This is a genomic window from Serratia sp. Ser99 (assembly GCF_024519545.1).
In the GTDB taxonomy this organism is placed as follows: Bacteria; Pseudomonadota; Gammaproteobacteria; order Enterobacterales; family Enterobacteriaceae; genus Serratia; species Serratia liquefaciens.
Genome location: NZ_JALJRT010000003.1, coordinates 395,104 through 412,587, shown reverse-complemented (window position 1 = coordinate 412,587; position 17,484 = coordinate 395,104). Strand labels below are relative to the sequence as shown.

The 17,484-nt window shown below is 56.7% G+C and carries 16 protein-coding genes; 1 reads left to right on the top strand and 15 read right to left on the bottom strand.

Annotated elements, in window-relative coordinates; genetic code table 11:
- Positions 1-10: 10 nt before the first annotated feature.
- The 5 genes from sucA to sdhC form a co-directional block, all read right to left on the bottom strand.
- The gene (sucA, locus tag NR114_RS09655; protein WP_020825675.1) at positions 11-2,824 is read right to left on the bottom strand and encodes a 2-oxoglutarate dehydrogenase E1 component; all 2,814 of its coding nucleotides are present in this window, start codon (positions 2,822-2,824) and stop codon (positions 11-13) included.
- 261 nt (positions 2,825-3,085) lie between these two features.
- Complete coding sequence (locus NR114_RS09650; RefSeq protein WP_020825674.1) at positions 3,086-3,802, bottom strand: succinate dehydrogenase iron-sulfur subunit; 717 nt, start codon at positions 3,800-3,802, stop codon at positions 3,086-3,088.
- A 16-nt stretch (positions 3,803-3,818) separates the two neighbouring features.
- Positions 3,819-5,585 carry a succinate dehydrogenase flavoprotein subunit gene (sdhA, locus tag NR114_RS09645; RefSeq protein ID WP_020825673.1) on the bottom strand — a complete coding sequence of 589 codons (1,767 nt, stop codon included), beginning with the start codon at positions 5,583-5,585 and terminating at the stop codon, positions 3,819-3,821.
- A gap of 1 nt (position 5,586) precedes the next feature.
- Positions 5,587-5,934 carry a succinate dehydrogenase membrane anchor subunit gene (gene sdhD / locus NR114_RS09640; protein WP_020825672.1) on the bottom strand — a complete coding sequence of 116 codons (348 nt, stop codon included), beginning with the start codon at positions 5,932-5,934 and terminating at the stop codon, positions 5,587-5,589.
- Positions 5,928-6,317 carry a succinate dehydrogenase cytochrome b556 subunit gene (gene sdhC, locus NR114_RS09635; protein WP_020825671.1) on the bottom strand — a complete coding sequence of 130 codons (390 nt, stop codon included), beginning with the start codon at positions 6,315-6,317 and terminating at the stop codon, positions 5,928-5,930. The genes sdhD and sdhC overlap by 7 nt, the downstream gene beginning before the upstream one ends.
- Before the next feature lie 733 nt (positions 6,318-7,050).
- On the opposite strand from sdhC, the gene NR114_RS09630 reads away from it, so the two are divergent.
- Positions 7,051-8,343, top strand: a complete 1,293-nt coding sequence (locus NR114_RS09630) for a citrate synthase (RefSeq protein ID WP_020825670.1) — start codon at positions 7,051-7,053, stop codon at positions 8,341-8,343.
- Between the two features lie 56 nt (positions 8,344-8,399).
- Here the strand turns inward: NR114_RS09630 and nei are convergent, their stop codons facing one another.
- The 10 genes from nei to phrB form a co-directional block, all read right to left on the bottom strand.
- Positions 8,400-9,191, bottom strand: a complete 792-nt coding sequence (gene nei, locus NR114_RS09625) for an endonuclease VIII (protein ID WP_020825669.1) — start codon at positions 9,189-9,191, stop codon at positions 8,400-8,402.
- Between the two features lie 57 nt (positions 9,192-9,248).
- Positions 9,249-9,893 (bottom strand): pyroglutamyl-peptidase I, encoded by a 645-nt coding sequence (gene pcp / locus NR114_RS09620; protein WP_020825668.1) that lies wholly within the window; start codon positions 9,891-9,893, stop codon positions 9,249-9,251.
- A 9-nt stretch (positions 9,894-9,902) separates the two neighbouring features.
- Positions 9,903-10,922, bottom strand: coding sequence for a DUF979 domain-containing protein (locus tag NR114_RS09615; protein WP_048759462.1), 1,020 nt, complete (start codon positions 10,920-10,922; stop codon positions 9,903-9,905).
- A complete protein-coding gene (locus NR114_RS09610) occupies positions 10,919-11,650 on the bottom strand; it encodes a DUF969 domain-containing protein (RefSeq protein WP_020825666.1) in 732 nt (243 codons plus the stop codon). The genes NR114_RS09615 and NR114_RS09610 overlap by 4 nt, the downstream gene beginning before the upstream one ends.
- A 170-nt stretch (positions 11,651-11,820) precedes the next feature.
- A complete protein-coding gene (gene pxpA, locus NR114_RS09605; RefSeq protein ID WP_256814051.1) occupies positions 11,821-12,558 on the bottom strand; it encodes a 5-oxoprolinase subunit PxpA in 738 nt (245 codons plus the stop codon).
- Positions 12,548-13,480, bottom strand: coding sequence for a 5-oxoprolinase subunit PxpC (gene pxpC, locus NR114_RS09600; protein ID WP_116691002.1), 933 nt, complete (start codon positions 13,478-13,480; stop codon positions 12,548-12,550). Before pxpC ends, pxpA begins: the two co-directional genes overlap by 11 nt.
- Positions 13,474-14,130, bottom strand: a complete 657-nt coding sequence (gene pxpB / locus NR114_RS09595; protein ID WP_020825663.1) for a 5-oxoprolinase subunit PxpB — start codon at positions 14,128-14,130, stop codon at positions 13,474-13,476. The genes pxpC and pxpB overlap by 7 nt, the downstream gene beginning before the upstream one ends.
- 152 nt (positions 14,131-14,282) lie before the next feature.
- A complete protein-coding gene (locus tag NR114_RS09590) occupies positions 14,283-15,026 on the bottom strand; it encodes a type 2 GTP cyclohydrolase I (protein WP_048759466.1) in 744 nt (247 codons plus the stop codon).
- An 18-nt stretch (positions 15,027-15,044) separates the two neighbouring features.
- A complete protein-coding gene (locus NR114_RS09585) occupies positions 15,045-16,025 on the bottom strand; it encodes an MBL fold metallo-hydrolase (RefSeq protein WP_020825661.1) in 981 nt (326 codons plus the stop codon).
- A gap of 22 nt (positions 16,026-16,047) precedes the next feature.
- The gene (gene phrB, locus NR114_RS09580; RefSeq protein ID WP_234530517.1) at positions 16,048-17,478 is read right to left on the bottom strand and encodes a deoxyribodipyrimidine photo-lyase; all 1,431 of its coding nucleotides are present in this window, start codon (positions 17,476-17,478) and stop codon (positions 16,048-16,050) included.
- Positions 17,479-17,484 lie beyond the last annotated feature (6 nt).

The following is a 17,484-nucleotide window of genomic DNA, read 5'->3' as shown; positions in this document are numbered from 1 at the left end:
TAGCTTTCCCTTAATCTTTAACAATATTCAGCGCGTCATTAACCAGAGCCTGTTGCTGCTTCTGGTGTACGGACATGTAACCGACTGCCGGAGAGGCAGAGGCTGGACGTCCTGCGTAACGTAAAGAAGCCCCGAACGGCACCACTTCACGGAAGTTGTGTTGGCTGCAGTACCAGGCGCCCTGGTTCAGCGGCTCTTCCTGACACCAGACGAAATCATGCACGTGAGCATACTTCTCCAGCACCGCCTGAACGGCCTGATGCGGGAACGGGTACAGCTGCTCGATACGGATGATAGCCACGTCTTTCTGGTCGTTCTTGCGGCGTTGTTCCAGCAGATCGTAATAGACCTTACCGGAGCACATGACCACGCGTTTGACCGCTTTCGGATCCAACTCGTCGATCTCGCCGATAGCCGGCAGGAAGGTGCCGTTAGCCAGCTCTTCCAGAGACGAGGTTGCCAGCGGGTGACGCAGCAGAGATTTCGGCGACATCACCACCAACGGACGGCGCATACCGCGCAGCGCCTGACGACGCAGCATATGGTAGACCTGTGCCGGAGTGGACGGGATGCACACCTGCATGTTCTGCTCAGCACACAGCTGCAGGTAACGTTCCAGACGCGCAGAGGAGTGCTCTGGACCCTGGCCTTCGTAACCGTGCGGCAGCAGCATCACCAGGCCACACATACGGCCCCATTTCTGCTCGCCGGAGCTGATGAACTGGTCGATCACCACCTGAGCGCCGTTGGCGAAGTCACCGAACTGCGCTTCCCAAATGGTCAGGGTGCGCGGTTCTGCGGTGGCGTAACCATATTCGAACGCCAGTACGGCTTCTTCCGACAGTACGGAGTCCCACACTTTGAACTCGCCCTGCCCGCTGTGAACATTGGCCAGCGGAACGTAGACCGAACCGTTTTTCTGGTTGTGCACCACAGCATGGCGGTGGAAGAAGGTACCGCGACCGGCGTCTTCGCCGGAAAGGCGAATCGGGATGCCTTCATCGACCATGGTGGCATAGGCCAGCGTTTCCGCCGCGCCCCAGTCGAACGCTTTGTTGCCTGCCGCCATCTCTGCGCGGTCTGCGTAGATTTTGGCTACGCGTGACTGCATTTCGATCGCTTCCGGCACGGTGCTGATGCGACGGGCCAGTTCCTGCAGGCGCTTCATCTCAACCTTGCTTGGGTACTCTTCATCCCATTCGTGGTTAAGGTACGGCGACCAGGTAAAGCTATGCAGGTTCATCGGACGCCACTCTTCAACCACGCAATCGCCGCGGTCGAGTGCATCACGATACAGGTTGACCATTTCCGTGGCATCTTCCAGGCTGGCGACTTTTTGTTCGGTCAGCACGTCAGCATAAAGCTTGCGCGGCGTTGGGTGTTTTTTGATCTTCTGGTACATCACCGGCTGGGTTGCACTTGGCTCATCGGCCTCGTTATGCCCATGGCGACGGTAGCAGACCAGATCGATCATCACGTCACGTTTGAAGGTGTTACGGAAATCCAACGCCAGGCGGGTCACAAAGGCCACCGCTTCCGGATCGTCAGCATTTACGTGGAAGATCGGCGACTGCACCATCTTGGCGATGTCAGTACAATATTCGGTAGAACGCGCATCCAACGGGTTGGAGGTAGTGAAACCAACCTGGTTGTTGATCACGATACGCACCGTGCCGCCCACTTCGTAGCCGCGAGCCTGCGACATGTTCAGGGTTTCCTGAACCACGCCCTGGCCGGTAATGGCGGCGTCACCGTGGATGGTGATTGGCAGTACCATATTGCTGCGCGCTTCGTCCAGACGGTCACGACGAGCACGAACTGAGCCCATGACCACCGGGCTGACGATCTCCAGGTGCGACGGGTTAAACGCCAGCGCCAGGTGAACCATGCCGCCTTCGGTTTCTACGTCGGAGGAGAAGCCCTGGTGATATTTAACGTCACCGGTGCCGAGGTGTTCTTTATGCTTGCCGGCAAACTCGTCGAACAGATCGGCAGGTTTTTTGCCCAGTACGTTGATCAACACGTTCAGACGGCCGCGGTGGGCCATGCCCAATACCACTTCGCGCGTACCGTTCTTACCGGCGTGACGCACCATCTCTTTGAGCATCGGTACCAGCGCATCGCCACCTTCCAGCGAGAAGCGTTTCGCCCCTGGGAATTTGGCACCGAGGTAACGCTCCAAACCTTCCGCTGCGGTCAGTTCGTTCAGGAAGCGGCGTTTCTCATCATCGGTAAAGCTGGCGTGCCCCACCACCGATTCAATACGCTGCTGGATCCAGCGTTTCTCTTCAGTGTTGGTAATGTGCATGTATTCCGCACCGATCGAGCCGCAGTAAGTCTGCTTCAGCGCGGCATACAGGTCGCCCAGCTTCATGGTTTCTTTGCCGATAGCGAAAGAACCCACGTTGAAGGTTTCCTGGAAGTCGGCTTCGGTCAGGTTGTGATAGGCGGGTTCAAGGTCAGGAACTTGCTCACGCTGCCACAGACCGAGCGGATCGAGGTTGGCATGCTGATGTCCGCGGAAACGGAAGGCGTTAATCAGCTGCAGTACCTTGACCTGTTTGGCATCGGTGTCTGGGTCGTTGATGGTGGTGTTGTAACGCGCGGAGTCTTTCGCCAGGCGGCGGAAGTAGTCACGCGTTTGAGAGTGAAGCTGATCGGGTTTTACACCCGCGGTTGGTAGCTGTTGAAAAATGGAACGCCAGCTATCTTCAACGGAGCCCGGATCGGTTAAGAAGTCTTCATAGAGCTGTTCTATGTAAGACTGGTTCGCGCCCGCCAGATAGGAGGAATCCAGCCAGGCCTTCATTGCGCCGTTCTGCATCATGATCCCTTAAGCTTTGAAGCTTTAGTTTTCGCCGTGGTTAACATAATTACCGTGATGGATACGGTTTGCCGTAGAAACGGTTCACTCGACGTACTTTTACGGTACGTTCTGCTATGGACCTTGCGGTCCCTTACAAGGAACCTCTAAAAACCGGCGGGCGAACCTGGCTGCATAGTGCCGCAGCCACGGGTCAGTTTTTAGAGGCTCCCTCCTTTGTGATGTGCGCCGGAAACTGCCCGGCGCAGCATCTCATTCCGCTTATGCGCCGCGTTGCAGCAGCATAGACTTGATATGACCGATAGCACGCGTCGGGTTCAAGCCTTTAGGACATACACTGACACAATTCATAATGCTATGGCAGCGGAAAACACTGAAAGCGTCGTCTAGATCGTCTAAACGTTCTTCGGTTTCCGTGTCGCGGCTGTCAATCAGGAAGCGGTATGCCGCCAGCAGGCCAGCCGGGCCAATGAATTTGTCCGGGTTCCACCAGAATGACGGGCAAGAGGTCGAACAACAAGCGCATAAAATGCACTCATAAAGTCCGTCCAGCTTGGCGCGCTGCTCTGGCGATTGCAGGTGTTCACGCGCCGGCGGGTTCTTGCCGTCGTTCTGCAGGTAAGGTTTGATCTTTTCATACTGGGTGTAGAACTGACCCATATCCACCACCAGATCGCGCACTACCGGCAAGCCAGGCAGCGGGCGGATCACAATCTTGTTGTTGCCTTTACGCAGCGACGAGATCGGGGTGATGCATGCCAGGCCGTTTTTACCGTTCATGTTGATCCCGTCGGAACCACAAACGCCTTCGCGGCAGGAACGACGGAACGACAGGCTAGGATCTTTTTCTTTCAGCAGGATCAAGGCATCCAGCAACATCATGTCGCGACCTTCTTCCGCTTCCAAGCTGTAATCCTGCATGTGCGGAGCGTCATCAACATCCGGATTGTAGCGATAAATTGAAAATTCGAGTTTCATCAATCGATCTCCGCAATTAGTAAGAACGCACTTTCGGCGGGAATGCCGGGCGCAGCTTCGGTTGCATGTTCACTTCACGACGCGTCATGCTTTCCGATTGCGGCTGATACAGCGAGTGACACAGCCAGTTGGCGTCATCACGTTCCGGGAAGTCGAAGCGGCTGTGTGCGCCACGGCTTTCGGTACGGAAGTTGGCCGACACGGCGGTGGAAAACGCGGTCTCCATCAGGTTATCCAACTCCAGGCATTCGATGCGCTGGGTGTTGAACTCGCTGGAGGTATCGTCCAGACGTGCGTTCTTCAGACGTTCACGGATCACTTTCAGCTCTTCCAGGCCTTTCGCCATCGCATCGCCTTCGCGGAATACCGAGAAGTTGTGCTGCATACAGGCTTGAAGCGCCTTACGGATTTCGACCGGATCTTCACCGGAACGAGTGTTGTTCCAGCGGTTCAGACGATCCAGCGATGCTTCTACATCAGAATCGCTGGCATCACGGCTTTCGCCCTGCTCCGCCAGAGACTCATGCAAATGCATGCCGGCGGCACGACCGAACACCACCAGGTCCAGCAACGAGTTGCCGCCCAGACGGTTGGCACCGTGCACTGAAACGCAGGCAATTTCGCCCACGGCGAACAGACCCGGGATCACCACGTCTTCGCCTTTTTCGTTCACGGTCAACGCCTGGCCGGTCACTTTGGTCGGAATACCGCCCATCATGTAGTGGCAGGTTGGGATAACCGGAATCGGCTCTTTCACCGGGTCGACGTGCGCGAAGGTGCGCGACAGTTCCAAAATGCCCGGCAGACGGGATTCCAGCACTTCTTTGCCCAGGTGATCCAGCTTCAGCTTGACGTGTGGGCCCCATGGACCGTCACAGCCGCGGCCTTCGCGGATTTCAATCATGATAGAACGGGCTACGACGTCACGGCCCGCCAGGTCTTTGGCATTCGGCGCATAGCGCTCCATGAAACGCTCGCCGTGTTTGTTCAGCAGATAACCGCCTTCACCACGGCAACCTTCGGTCACCAATACCCCGGCGCCGGCGATGCCGGTCGGGTGGAACTGCCACATTTCCATGTCCTGCACCGGCACGCCGGCGCGCAGCGCCATGCCGACACCGTCGCCGGTGTTGATATGGGCGTTGGTGGTGGACTGGTAAATACGGCCCGCACCGCCGGTCGCCAGCACGGTGGCCTTGGCTTTGAAGTAAACCACTTCACCGGTTTCGATGCAGATAGCCGTGGTGCCAACCACTGCGCCATCCTGGTTTTTCACCAGATCCAGCGCATACCACTCGGAGAAGATAGTAGTGTGGTTTTTCAAATTCTGTTGGTACAGGGTGTGCAGCAACGCGTGACCGGTACGGTCAGCCGCCGCAGCGGTGCGTGCCGCCTGTGCGCCACCGAAGTTCAGTGACTGGCCGCCGAACGGACGCTGATAAATGCGGCCTTCGTCCGTACGGGAGAACGGCAGGCCCATATGTTCCAGCTCCAGAACCGCTTCCGGGCCGGTTTTACACATATATTCAATGGCGTCCTGGTCACCGATATAATCGGAACCTTTCACCGTGTCATACATATGCCATTCCCAGTTATCATCGTGGTTGTTACCCAGCGCAACGGTGATACCGCCCTGCGCAGACACGGTATGGGAACGGGTCGGGAATACTTTGGACAGCAGGGCACAGCTGGAGCCTGCTTGAGAAATTTGCAGTGCCGCGCGCATACCTGCGCCGCCTGCACCGATAACTACAGCATCAAATTCTCTGATCGGCAGTTTCATCTTATGCACCCCACACTACGATTGTTCCGTACAGTAAATAGACCAGCAACACGACAACAATCGCCAGTTGCAACACCAGACGTACCGCCAAAGGTTTGACGTAATCCGTCAATACCTGCCACAAACCGACCCAGGCGTGAACCAGAATCGACAGCAGCGTCAGCAGAGTGAACACTTTCGTAATAGAGGTGGCGAAGAAGCCGCGCCAGATTTCGTAGGTGAGATCCGGAGCCGTAACGAAGAAGCCCAGGATATACAGAACATACAGGGTGATGACGATAGCGGAAGCACGCAGTAACAACCAGTCGTGTACGCCGTTGCGTCCTAATGCAGAAACATTGTTTACCATACGAGGACTCCAGCCAGAACTGACAGCACGACGGTCAGACCGATCGCCACCTGGGCAGAACGGGTACCGGCAGCTAAACTCTCTTCGATATAGCCAAAATCCATTAACAAGTGGCGAATACCACCGCAAATGTGATAGGCCAGCGCCGTGAGGATGCCCCAGAATATGAATTTGACAACGAAGCTATTCATGATGGCGGCAGCCTGCATGAACCCCTCTTGGGAAGAGAGAGACAGGCCCAGCAGCCAGAGGAGGATACCCACGGCAACGAAGGTAATTACGCCAGAGACTCGGTGTAAGATGGACGCTATCGCAGTTACGGGAAACCGGATCGTTTGCAGATCCAGGTTGACAGGTCTTTGTTTTTTCACGTTTTTGCCCACACAGCTCTTATTATTTTCCTTCCTCCGGCCTGGGCGGGGATCAGACAGCGTTAAGAGCCAAAACCCTCACACGTCACGCGCTCAAACAACAACATCCTCTGTGCTTAAACGGCGCGTAGTTATAACGCTGGGTGCTCCTACTTCAGGGTATCCCGGAGACCTGGCGGCAGTATAGGAGGATCACATTCTGATTACAATTCCCATACAATCCCTTTGGTAACATTTCCCCCGAACAGTGATTTAGATCACGAATTTCACAATTGGCACAAAATTAATTATCTGATTTGACAAGAGATCAACAATTCCATTACATATAGGGGCACAAACGGTCCTATGATGCGCTATAGGTCAGCAGATACACTTCCCCCTGTGTTCAAGATATGCAACAGTGTATTTGGCAGAACCTATCCCAATGGCGGTTTTTGCCGGACATGTTTGCAGCAGTTCGCCGCAGATTAAACAAAATAAGGCATATAAAACAGTTTATTGGGATAGGTTCAACAACCCCCGAACACGTCGTAGGTAAGATTAACAGAATATAACGAATTCCGATGAATCGTTAACAACTGGTCACCCGCCTCGTTCGCCTGGTTAGCACTCTGTACCCTACCCGCGCATTTGCGCAGTCGCTCACAGAGTTAGCGTCCGCACCATTTTTTGCGGGCAACCTGAGGAGAATTAAGGTATTTCAGTTGTTAGAGGTTTTTAAAATAAGGCGCTAAGGAGACAGTAAATGACTGATAAGAAAGCGACGCTAACCATTAATGATGGTGAAGCTCCAATCGAACTGGGCGTATTATCCCCGACACTGGGCCCCGATGTCCTCGATGTCCGCGCCCTGGGCTCCAAAGGTTATTTCACGTTTGATCCCGGCTTTACCTCTACCGCTTCCTGCGAATCAAAAATCACCTTTATCGACGGTGACAAAGGCGTGCTGCTGCACCGCGGTTTCCCGATTGAACAGCTGGCGAAAGAGTCTTCTTACCTGGAAGTGTGCTACATCCTGCTGTACGGCGAGACCCCAACCGCAGAAGAGTTCGAAACCTTTAAAACGACCGTAACCCGCCACACCATGATCCACGACCAGATTACCCATCTGTTCCGTGGTTTCCGCCGCGACTCACACCCAATGGCAGTACTGTGCGGCGTGACCGGTGCCCTGGCGGCGTTCTACCACGATGCGCTGGACGTCAACAACGAGCGTCACCGCGAGATCACCGCGTTCCGCCTGCTGTCCAAAATGCCTACCGTGGCGGCCATGTGTTACAAATATTCCCTGGGCCAGCCGTTCGTTTACCCACGTAACGACCTGTCCTACGCCGGTAACTTCCTGCACATGATGTTCGCAACCCCGTGTGAAGAATACGTGGTGAACCCTGTGCTGGAACGCGCAATGGATCGCATCCTGATTCTGCACGCAGACCACGAGCAGAACGCTTCCACCTCTACCGTACGTACCGCAGGTTCTTCAGGCGCTAACCCGTTTGCCTGTATCGCGGCCGGTATCGCCTCCCTGTGGGGGCCGGCACACGGCGGCGCCAACGAAGCCGCGCTGAAAATGCTGGAAGAGATCAAAACCGTTGAGCACATCCCTGAGTTTATCAAGCGCGCCAAGGACAAGAACGACTCCTTCCGCCTGATGGGCTTTGGCCACCGCGTGTACAAGAACTACGACCCACGCGCCACCGTGATGCGCGAAACCTGTCACGAAGTGCTGAAAGAACTGAACAAGAAGGACGACAACCTGCTGGAAGTGGCGATGGAGCTGGAACACATCGCGCTGAACGACCCGTACTTCATCGAGAAGAAGCTGTACCCGAACGTCGACTTCTACTCAGGCATCATTCTGAAGGCAATGGGTATTCCTTCATCCATGTTCACCGTAATCTTCGCCATCGCCCGTACCATCGGCTGGATTGCACACTGGAACGAAATGCACGACGAAGGCATCAAGATTGCCCGTCCGCGCCAGCTGTACACCGGCTATGCCGAACGCGATTTCAAATCCCAGGTGAAAAACAAATAACGCCGCTTTACCCTACATAAAGCAGCACAAGCCGCCCGATGGGCGGCTTTTTTTTGCTATTTCTGACAGCCTGGACACCAATAAAACGGCCGCGACGACAACGAGGTACGGACGATCATCGCGCCGCAACGTTCACAGGGTTCACCGCTGCGGTGAAACACCTTGAAACTGAATAACGCGCCGTGATGACGGTTCTCATCCACCTGCCCGCGAGTCTGGTAAGACAGCCTCGGTACCGCCAGCAGGGCCTTTGCCAGCCGTTGCAAAGCCTCCGGTGACAGATCCTGCGGCTTATGCTGCGGTGCCAGTTCGGCCTGCCAGAGAATTTCGGCGCGCAGGTAATTGCCCAGCCCGGCGAGAAACGCCTGATCGAGCAACATGCCACCCAGTTGCCTGCGACGAAACCTCGGCGACAACAGTCGCTGTTCTACCGCGGTTTCCGTCAGCGTCATATCCAGCACGTCGGGGCCTATCCGTTGCAAAAACGGATGCTGTTCAATTTCTTCGCGCGGCCCCAGGGTAATATCTGACGCGCTGTACAACAGAATTGCCCGCTCCGCCGTTTCCAGCCGTACGCGCAGATCCCGTTTGGTTTCCGGCGTTTCCCCCGCGTTCACCACCTTCCACACGCCATACAATTGGTTATGGCTATAAAGCGTCAGCCCATTGGAAAAGTGGGTCAGTAACGCCTTGCCGCGCGGTTCGATAGCAATGATCCGCTCACCGATTAACCTGTCGCGATAGTGTTTAAGCTGGGGAAAGGCAAAACCGACGTCGGTCAGCGGCTGGTCGATCACCGCCTCTGCCAATGCATCTGCCGCCCGGCGAATCTCCGGTCCTTCCGGCATAGAATCACTCCTGAGTAGCCCCCGACGCGACAAACCGCGCCGGGGTAAAAACGGCGATTAATGCGTCGCGCCACCGACGACTTTCAAATCGTGTTCAACCTGCAGCGCAATGGAAACGGCCAATTCCAGCGCAAACAGGACCGTGGTTGCCGCCATGCTGGGGGCACCAGGATGGGCGGCAGCCTGCTCCGGTAGATAAGGGATATGAATAAATCCGCCCTTGATCGCCTGTTGTTTGCTCAAACGGTGCAACAAGCCGTACATCACATGGTTGCAAACGTAGGTGCCGGCCGTTTGCGATACCGAAGCAGGGATACCCGCTTCACGCATCGCCTCAACCATAGCCTTGACGGGCAAGGTACTGAAATAAGCCGCAGGCCCCTTTTCAACGATAGGCTCGTCTATCGGCTGCTGCCCCTGATTATCCGGAATACGCGCATCGTCGATATTGATTGCCACGCGTTCCAGCGTAATGTCAGTCCGTCCACCGGCCTGGCCGATAGCTAACACCATCACTGGCTGCACGTCATCAATCGCCTCATTGAGCGCTTCCAGCGCCGCGCCGAATACGCAAGGCAGCTGGCGCGCAATAATGCGCGCGCCGGAAAGCTCCATATCATTGAGTTGCTTTACCACTTCCCACGAAGGATTAACACGCTCGCCGCCAAAGGGCTCAAAGCCCGTGATCAATACCTTTTGCATGCGTTCTCCTTAAAGGAACATCAGGAAATAAAGCAGGAACACGTTCACCAGCAGCAGCAGCACCCCGGTCGGTACCTGCGCCTTGATCACCGCATTCTTGTCCGGCAATTCCAGCAACGCCGCCGGTACAATATTAAAGTTAGCAGCCATTGGCGTCATCAGCGTGCCGCAATAGCCGGAAAACATGCCGATGGCCGCCATCACCGCCGGGTTACCACCGTGTTGCAGCACCAGGATCGGGATACCGATACCGGCGGTGACGATAGGGAAAGCAGCAAAGGCGTTACCCATCACCATGGTCAACAGCGCCATACCGATGGCATAAACCGCCACCGCGATAAAGCGGTTATCCACCGCCAGATACTCTTGAGTCAGATGAGAGATGGCGGTACCGACGCCTGCGGTGGTAAACAGCAGGCCCAGCGTGGCGAGGATTTGCGGCAAAATAAACGCCCAACCGATGGAGTCCAGCAGGCGGCGCGCTTCCTGAATCGGCTGCAGCGCTTTCTCATGGGTCATTTTCACCGCAATGACCAACCCCAGCAAACAACCGACGGTCATCGAGAACAGAGTAATCAAGGTTGCGTGGTTACCGCTGCCGAATACCGCCGTTTGCAATGCCGGAATATTGTTGAACAGCAGCACGCCAACCACCGTCACCACCGGGATGGCCAGCGCCGGAATAAACAGCCGGTTACCCAGACGTTTCGCGCTCTCTTCGCGCTGCTGTGGGGTGCGTTGATGATAGCTCCCCAGACGCACACCGCCAAAGCCGGCGATCAACGCCATCACCACGACCACCACGCCGACGATAATATGCAGCATGCGTTTTTCGTTGCTGCCCTCCCCCAGCACGTCGCCCAACAGGCTATAGGTCCAGTCGCCAACCAGGAACACCACACCGTACAACGCCCAGAACAAACCGGTGGTAATACGCCGTGGGTTGGCGCGATCGCGGAACGACATCACGGCGACAATCAGCAGCACCACGCCGGCCAGCCAATAGAGATATTGTTGTTGGAAAGTCATTGGGCATCTCCTTTGGCCTGCAGTGCCGCCTGATTAAGCTGCGACAATTCAGCGCTGAGCTGCTTATCCATCCGGTAAAGTCGAAACGCATGGATCAGGAAGGCGAAGATAGCGGTGGGAATGCCCCACAAGGCGATATGCAGCGGCTCGGTCTGGATACCGCCGGATTCCAGCATAAAGTTGTGCATGAAGATGATCGCGCCGAAGGCCACAAAAATGTCTTCGCCAAAGAATAACCCGACGTTATCCGTCGCGGCAGACATGGCACGCAGGCGGTGACGCGTACGCTCCGGCAGCTCACCGTAACGGTTTTCCGCAGCCCCTTCCGCCATGGGTGCCAGCAGCGGACGCACCATTTGCGGGTGCCCGCCCAGGCTGGTCAGCCCCATGGCGGCAGTAATTTCACGCACGAACAGATAGACGATCAACAAACGTCCAGCGGTGGCGCTTTTGATCTTGGCGATCCATGCCTGTGCACGCTCTTTCAAACCGTGGCGTTCCAGCAAACCGATCACCGCCAACGGCAGCAGCAGGATCAGCGGCAGGTTACGGGTATTCAAGAAGCCCTCACCCAGTTTTTCCAGGATCACATCCAGCGGCATCAATGCCGCCAGCCCGGTGATAATGCCGGCGACAATCACCACCAGCACGGGGTTAAAGCGTAAAACAAACCCGACCACGATGGCGGCAATGCCAATCAGTGGCCATAAGTTAACAACCTGTTCCATAGCGCCTTCCTTTTCCCCTCGTCTTTCAAGCCACAGCGTTGTTAGCTGCATGGGCAAACGCCAGTCACTTACTTAAGTAAGCTCCTGGAGATTTCCCCCCTTGCTGCCTGGCGGTGACTCGAAATCCATTGGGTATTATTGTGTTGTGTGTTGTGTATGTTTAATTATTTTTATTCTGCGCTGACGTTAATGCCTTCCACGGCAAAACGTTGGCGCAGCGTGCGCGCGTATTCCAGCGCATGTTCACCGTCGCCATGCAGGCAGACGGTTTCGGCCCGAACAGCGGCCCAGGTGCCGTCCAGAGTGCGAACCCGATGGTGGCGTACCATTTCCAGCGTTTGCGCCAGCGCCAGTTCGTCGCTGGTAATCAAAGCCCCTGGCTGGCCCCGTGGTACCAGCGTGCCATCGGCCTGATAACCGCGATCGGCAAAGACCTCTTGTCGCGTCGCCAAACCTTGCTTTTCACCGGCGCGGATCAGTTCGCTGCCCGCCAGCCCCACCAGGCGCAAAGCCGGATCGACTGCTTTAACCGCGCAGGCAATGGCTTCCGCCAGCGCCGGCTCCACGGCCGCCTGGTTGTACAACATGCCGTGTGGCTTCACGTGCACCATTACCCCGCCTTCTGCACGGGCGATCGCCGCCAGCGCACCGAGTTGATACACCACCTGCGCATACACCGTATCCGGCGGCAACTGCATGCGGGTACGACCAAAGTTCTCGCGATCGGGAAAACTCGGATGCGCGCCAATCGCCACGCCGTACTGCAGCGCCCAACGCACCGACTGGCGCATGGTTTGCGCATCTCCGGCGTGAAAACCGCAGGCGATATTGGCCGAACTGACCAATTGCAGCAGCGCCTGATCGTTAGCGCAGCCCTCACCAAGATCGGCATTCAAGTCAACGTTCATCTAACCCCCAGGCAATCTGTTGGATAAAGTGCTCCTGTTCGGCCTTGGCGCGCTGCGCCTGGGCCAGGGTACAGGGTACAAAGTGGATAGCTTCGCCCAGACGGATTTGCGCCAGATGATAGAGATCGGCTTCGATCACGCAGGCAATGCGCGGGTAACCACCGGTAGTTTGAGCATCGGCCATCAACACGATAGGCTGACCGTTATGCGGCACCTGCACCACGCCCGGCAACAGGCCATGCGACAACATTTCGCGTTCAGTGGTACGGTTCAGCGCGCTGCTGCCGTGCAAGCGGTAGCCCATGCGGTTGCTCTGCGGGCTCAGTTGCCAGGCAGTACGCCAGAAAGACTCTTTCGCCTCTTCGCTGAATTCGTCATATTCCGGCCCCGGCAAGGCCCGGATACGGTTGTTGAACAACAGTTGTTTCACGCCGGTGCTTTGCTTTTGCAATTCGCGCCCCGCTCCCAACGGCAGGCAGTCGCCATCTCGCAGGTTACGCCCTTCCAGCCCGCCAAAAGCGGCTTTGTTGTCGGTGCTGCGTGAACCGAGTATTTCCGGCACGGCGATGCCACCGTCTATCGCCAGATAACTGCGCATGCCACGTTTTGGCATTTTCAACATCAGCTGTTGGCCCGCACTGACCTGATAACGCCAGCCGGTCCACAGCGGCTTGCCGTCCAGTTGCGCATCGCAACCGGCGCCGGTCAGCGCGATCCAGCCTGGCCGGGTAAATTCGGCGCTAAATTGCCCGAGGGTGATTTCCAGCCCGGCGGCATTCGTATCGTTACCCACCAGCAGGTTGGCGATCCTCAACGCGGGTTCGTCGAGCGCGCCGCCCTGGCTGACGCCCAGACGACGGAAACCGTTACGGCCCAAATCCTGCACCGTGGTGTAAATGCCCGCACGCAGGATCTTCAGCATACGCCCTCCTTCTGTGGCACAAACCGCACGCTGTCGCCAGGGCGCAGCAGGGTCGGCGGCATTTCATAGGGATTAAACAACGCCAGAGGTGTACGGCCGATTAACTGCCAGCCGCCGGGGGTCACCAGCGGATAAATACCGGTCTGACTGCCACCGATACCCACGGAGCCAGCCGCCACCGACAGGCGCGGTTCGGCACGGCGCGGGGTTGCCAACTTGTCCGGCATGCCGCCCATGTAGGAGAAACCAGGTTGAAAACCAAGGAAATAGACTACGTAATCCGCAGAGGAGTGACACTCCACCACCTGCTGCGGAGTCATGCCGGTGTGGCGCGCTACCTCATCCAGATCGGGCCCGTCCTGGCCGCCGTAGATCACCGGAATATCCACCTGACGTGATTCCGGCACCAGGATCTCCTCGCTGTCCCATCCCTGTTGCAACAGCGCTAACATCATTTCGGCGTCGGCCTGCGGCGTCTTAAGCAGCAGCGTAAGGTTGTTCATGCCGGGCACCACTTCGCGCACGTCGGGATGATGATTCAGCTTTTCGGCCAGCGCCCAAATCCGCTGCTGGCTTGGCAGCGTCACCGGCGGCGACAGTTCAAGCACTACCGCGCGTTCACCTAACAGGTAACATCGTGCTCGTTGCACCCTTTTCTCCTTATTATTATCGCGATGAAAACACATCAGTTATGCGCGACAGCGCTCCGGCTGTCAATAGAACAACCTTCGAGAAAATAAGGGATTAGGCTATTAAAAGGATTCAGCCTCGGTATAAACCGGGCTGGATCCTCGGAGGGAAATCAGGCGGGATTCGGGATATCGATAAAGGTCACATCAAAACCATGCTGCTCAGCCAGCCATTCACCCAGCGCCTTGACGCCACCGCGTTCAGTGGCATGATGCCCGGCGGCAAAAAAGTGAATGCCCATTTCACGCGCGCTGTGAATGGTTTGCTCAGAAACCTCTCCGGTAATGAAAGCATCGACGCCAAATCGCGCGGCGCTATCGATAAAGCCCTGACCGCCACCGGTGCACCAGGCCACACGGCGGATATGCGCCGGGGCGTTATCACCACAGTGCAGTACGGCCCGCCCGAGGCGGCTCTCAATACGTTGCTGCAGTTCAACGCCGGTCAGCGGTTGCTCAAATTCGCCATGCGGCACCAGCGGTTCCACTTCGCCAATCACCCGAATGCCCAGTTGATGCGCCAGCTGCGCGTTGTTGCCCAACACCGGATGCGCGTCCAGCGGCAGGTGATAAGCGTACAGGTTGATATCATTGCTCAACAGCGTTTTCAGCCGATTGCGCTTCATGCCCCGTACCGAGGGTGCCTCGTTTTTCCAGAAATAGCCGTGATGTACCACAACGGCGTCGGCCTGGTGTTCCACCGCCGCATCCAGCAGCGCCTGACAGGCGGTAACGCCGGTAACGATACGCTGCACATGGGGCCGCCCTTCCACCTGCAACCCATTAGGGCCGTAATCCTGAAACGCGACGGTATTCAGTTCGGTGTTGATCAACTTTTCAAGATCGAGGTTACGCATAAAAATTCTCTCTTCAATTCAAAATGTCTGGCGGTCGCCCTGTTCCATCAGGATAAATTTCACGCCCAGATCGTTGCCCTGTTCCAACTGTTGCTTGATGGTCGCCCGCACATCTTGGCCTTGCTTCAAGCTGGGTTTGATATGGCTGATGACCACCGGGAAATCCTTCAGCGATCCTTCTCCCCCACTGTACTGGGTCAAATTTTTCAACTCTTTCAACAACCATGCCGGCGTCAGGTGCCCGTAGAGATTTTTATCTTCAACCTCGTTGGGATAGGAGCTTTCGATGATCATGCCTTTCAGCTTTTTCTGCTCGATGAGCGGCCCCAACGCGCGCCAGGCGCCGTCCAGATTGCGCGACTGCTCAAGCGCATCCGGGCCGGTATCGCCGAAATAGGCGAAAGAGCCGCTGCGATCGGAGACCAGCATCATCGAAGAAGGATACCGATCGTGGCTGAGCGGATACATTACGCCGCTCAAACCGGTCACGCCCAGGGTCACACGCTGCTGCGGGCGCACGGTTTGCAGCCGGTAAGTCCCCAACCGCGATCCGTTGCCGGAATCGGTGAAGTTGGGCCAGGCCTTCCAGTTAAAGTAATGATTGCGCAGGGTCAGAATGGTATCGGCCTGGGCATAGATATTCTTCTTGCTGTCCTCCGGCGAACCGATTATCAACCCCGCCACGTGGTCCAGATGACCATGGCTGATAAAGTAAGCGCCGATCAGTTGGCGGAATACATAACCCTGCGGAGTATAAGGAGCCGCCAGTTCAGGGGTCACCTGCGGGAAACTCCCCTTCTCCAGCCCTTTGGCGATACCCGGTAACAACGAGCCGGCATCCAGCGCCAGATACTGCGGTTGGTTGTCGCTGCGGATCAGATAAGAGGTCAGATTGCCGTCGCTGACGCCGCCATCCACGCCCAGCGCCACCACGTCAAAACCGGCCAGCGCCAGGGCTGAATAGCCGCTCAGGCACAGGGCCAGCACCTTTTTCATCATTATTTCGCTCCTTGCTGTTGCCTTAATATTCCCCGCGCTTCGCCGCCTCAAAGGCCGCCAGCGTTTCCAGCCGCGCCTGCTTGTGGTCGACAATCGGCAGCGGATAATCCAGCACGCGCTGCTGTTGTTCTGCCCAGCGATGGGGTTGATGGATAGCATTGTCCGGTACATCCGCCAGCTCGGGCAACCATTTACGGATAAAAGTGCCTTGCGGATCAAAACGTTCGCCCTGAGTGGTCGGGTTAAAGATGCGGAAATACGGCGCGGCGTCGGTACCGGTGGAGGCCGCCCACTGCCAACCGCCGTTGTTGGCCGCCAGATCGCCGTCCAGCAGTTGCGACATGAAATAGCGCTCACCTTCGCGCCAGTCGATCAGTAAGTCTTTCACCAGAAAACTGGCGCTGATCATGCGTAACCGGTTATGCATCCAGCCGGTTTTATTCAATTGGCGCATAGCGGCATCAACGATCGGATAGCCGGTGGCGCCCTGCTGCCAGGCCTGCAGCAGCTCACGGTCGTTCCGCCAGCGTACCTTATCCGTCCAATCGATAAAGGGACGGTGCTTGCATAACGCAGGATAGGCCACCATCAAATGCCGATAAAACTCGCGCCAGATCAGTTCATTCAACCAGCTAAAAGCGCCGCCGTCGGGATTTTCCAGCACCTGTGGGCATTCAGCACGCAGGCGGTTAAAGCATTGGCGCGGTGACAACACGCCAATCGCCAAATAGGGCGACAGGCTGCTGGTACCGGCAATGGCCGGCAGATCGCGCTGCTTAAGATAGTCTTGCACCTGCTCCCGGCAAAAAGAACGTAATCGCTGCAAAGCCGCCTCTTCCCCGCTTGGAAAATCCCCGCTCGGCTCTGCCGGCGGATAATCGAACGCCTCGGGTACCGCAGGGGTGGGCAGTGCGCCACCGGCTCGCGGTTTTGGTGCGGGAACAGAGCGGATGTCGGATTCGGTCAGACGCTGGATAAAGGCTTTACGAAAAGGCGTATAGACCTTGTACATTTCACCGCCACCGGTTTGCACGCTCCCCGGCGGCAGCAGCAGGCTGTCGTCGAAACTCAGGCAAATCACCTGCCCGGCTAAACGCTGTTCCAGCCGTTGGTCGCGCTGGCGCTCGTTGATTTCGTACTGGCGATTGTAAAACAGCGCATCCACCCGCTCCTGTGTGCAGTACGCCACCAGCCAATCCACTGCAGCTGAGAAGTCGTCGCATTGGTGATAGCTAAGGGGAATGCCGCGCTCGGCAAGGGCCTGCTGCACCTGCAGCAAACCCGCATGGATAAACGCCGCCTGACGTGGCGCCATTTGGTGCTGCTGCCATTGTTGCGGCGTGGCGATAAACACCGCCATCACCCGAGCTTCGGGATCGCTACAGGCGGCGTGCAGGGCTTTGTTGTCGGTGATACGCAAATCGTTACGCAACCAGACCAGATGCGTGGTCATAAAACT